The sequence below is a fragment of the SAR324 cluster bacterium genome, from assembly GCA_029245725.1.
Taxonomy (GTDB): Bacteria; SAR324; SAR324; order SAR324; family NAC60-12; genus JCVI-SCAAA005.
Genome location: JAQWOT010000139.1, coordinates 1 through 2,876, shown reverse-complemented (window position 1 = coordinate 2,876; position 2,876 = coordinate 1). Strand labels below are relative to the sequence as shown.

Annotated in this window: 3 protein-coding genes; all 3 read right to left on the bottom strand. The window is 45.0% G+C overall.

Features of this window, described 5'->3' with window-relative positions; translation table 11 throughout:
- Positions 1–487 (bottom strand): serine hydrolase (locus P8O70_06395; protein MDG2196504.1); only part of this gene is annotated, 487 nt, incomplete at its 3' end.
- Between the two features lie 144 nt (positions 488–631).
- The gene (locus P8O70_06390; GenBank protein MDG2196503.1) at positions 632–1,708 is read right to left on the bottom strand and encodes a fatty acid desaturase family protein; all 1,077 of its coding nucleotides are present in this window, start codon (positions 1,706–1,708) and stop codon (positions 632–634) included.
- Between the two features lie 143 nt (positions 1,709–1,851).
- Positions 1,852–2,454: a class III extradiol ring-cleavage dioxygenase gene (locus P8O70_06385; GenBank protein MDG2196502.1), complete on the bottom strand. Its 603-nt coding sequence runs from the start codon at positions 2,452–2,454 to the stop codon at positions 1,852–1,854.
- Between the last annotated feature and the right edge of the window lie 422 nt (positions 2,455–2,876).

Here is a 2,876-nt window from a genome sequence, read left to right as displayed (position 1 = left end):
AATTGGGATTGGTGGGTAAACCCGTAGTGTGAGTCAAGATGGACTTGATAGTGATGTCTTCTACAGGATGACCATTTGTTTTGATTGCCCTCAGTTCAGGAATTATTTCAACTACAGGAGTGTCTAGTAAAATTTTCTGGCGTTCTACTAGCTGCATCAAAGCAAGACTCGTAAAGAGCTTTGTGATTGAAGCAATTCGATAATTGGTTGACTCAGTAGCTGGAGATTTTTTTTCAAAGTCAGAAACTCCAAATCCTTTGGCATAAACAAGCTTTTGATTCTGAACAAGACTGACAGAAACTCCTCGTAAGGTTTGATCACTCATTAAGGTATTCAACCAGGCTTCAAAGAGTCGTATTCTTGATTGAAGCAACTCATTGGATTGAGCTTGTGTAGTAGTAATGAAAGCACCAAGAACAATGATTCCAATGAGAATAAATCCTAATGCTTTTCGGATTTTTGAAGTCTTTTTAAAGATTGAAATCATGATCAAAAAAACTGAAATTAAACCTACTCTCAAGATCACTCTTAGATAGCAGTTTACCAATTTTCCAAATGGTAGATTTTGAAGTTAGAAACACCCAAACAATCAACTCTCAAAGACAATGGTTAAAAACCCTTCAAGTCCATTTCAGGCAGCTACTACTGGGCTTGATTGCTCATTTGTTGAGTCTGGTTTTGGGACAGCTCTGGGGACAAAAAATTCAGGATCACCAGATTGCTTCCACAAGGCAGGAATAATCTCACGGTAGGCTTCAATCATATTCCGATAAACAGGGGCTGTATAGGCTTTCATCTCTTCATGAAGAGCAGGGAGCGCATGATATGGAACCATCGGAAACATGTGGTGTTCCACGTGATAATTCATGTTCCAGTAGAGATAGCGAAAGATGGGGTTCATATAAACAGTGCGCGTGTTATGGCGATGATCAAGAACGTCTTCAGCCAGGCCAGCATGCTGGGTCAGACCGAAGATGATGTGTAACCAAGTTCCATACACGCGGGGCAAGCCGATCAGCATCAATGGAAGCCAACTCTGGTAGATCACACTAACCGCAGCAGTCAGTCCATAGACCATGATCCAGACACGGGCCACATTGTAAACTTTGTGTCGTTCCATCTCTGGGATATAGTCAGCCTCCTCGGCAGTCAACTGTCCAAAAGAATGTAGGACTGTCTTTGCCAGAGAGATTGGAATATCGATCAGGCCAAAGAAATTAAGGAACAGTCGAAACAGCCGAGCAGGACGACCAATGGCAATCTCAGGATCACGACCGACAATGATTGTGTCTGTGTGATGACGTGTGTGGGACCAACGCCATCCTGTGGGGCTGCGCATAATCATGAAGCAAGCGAGTTGATACACAGCTTGATTCATCCACTGGGTGCGAAATGCGGTACCATGACCGCACTCGTGCCAACGAGAATCCGAGGCACTACCATAAAGAATCCCATAAACAAAAAAGAAGGGCCCACACCACCAGGTTCCCCAGAAATACACACCAAATCCACCTGTCATCATAAGCAGGCCCAACCAGATGGCTGTATCTCGAATAGCTGGTTGATCTGAGCGGCGCATCAATTCCTTCATACGTTTGCGGGGGATAGGCGTGGCGTACCAAGTTGCGGAGGCCAGTCCTTTCTCTTCAGCTTTTTGGGCTTCTGGTCCAATGAGGCTGTAATCTCGGGGGATAGTTGTACTCACCATGGTCTCAGATCTGATAAGGATTGATTGGAGAAGAAATGGAAGAAGGGAATGTTTGCGCAGTTATAGCGGTTCAGGGATCAGAGTGCAATGCCCTGTAGCTCACTTACTGGAGGGAAACTCCATCAATCTGAAGGAATGTGAGTTCACCAGATGAAGGAGCTAGCCTGCTTGCCCAGTACTGTAACGGTTTCTACTCTTGCACAAGGGCGTTGAGCTACACCATAGCAAACAAGCAGCGGCAACAGGTGCTCCTCTCGAGGGTGACAGTATCTTGCGTTTGGAGCGCTTTCCCAATTCCGCAGGCGTTCCCACCGTTCTGTTTCCGACAAGTCAGGATTGCTCAGAGCCTCCTTTAGCCAAGTCTCAAAAGCCATATTCTTGGCATCCGGGATTCCTGAGCCCTGCCGGAAGAAAGCCTGTATGTTGTGAAAGGGAAACCCTGAGCTGAGAATCAGCAAACCCTCCTGATTCAGAGAAGCCAAGGCCTGCCCGAGTTGCAAATGGGCTAATGGGTCAAGACTCTGCTGCAAGGAAACCTGGATGCAGGGAATGTCTGCGTTGGGATACATCAGCATCAACGGTACAAATACTCCGTGATCCAGTCTGCGACTTTGCTCCAACACCGCAGCGATTCCTTGTTTTCTGAGTTGCAACTGGACAGTTTCTGCTAGTGCTGATGAACCGGGAACAGGATAATCAAGATGATAGGACTGCTCTGGAAATCCGTAGTAGTCGTAACGCAACAAATTAAATATAAACTACTGATTTTTATGTTTAATTTTTTTCAAAAAGCTTACACACTCTAAATTTTTACACTGAATTTATTGGACATTTTTGATTATGTTGCAGGCACAGCTACGCGAAAATTCCAAAAAGTTTAAAAACGTGGAGCGGATATGGGTGGAAGGAAGACAGAATACAAAGAGGATGAGATAGCAATATTTGATGATGCCTGTGTGTACAAGCGTGGAGACTATTGGCAGTTTAGGCTTGGTTGGAAAAGGAGAAGAAGTACGTAAGGAAGAGTTTGCGGACAAGGAAAAGGACAGAAGCTGTGGAACTAGGCAAGGAGTTGTACTTGGAATTGTTTGCAGACATGAAGCAAGGCAAGAGCTACTACAGTATTACTAGTGAGAAAGCCGCAGAGAAATACTTGGCTGCAAGGAAG

Excerpts from the sequence above, each read along its gene's own strand:
- P8O70_06390 (MDG2196503.1), bottom strand. The coding sequence starts at position 1,708 with ATGGTGAGTACAACTATCCCCCGAGATTACAGCCTCATTGGACCAGAA.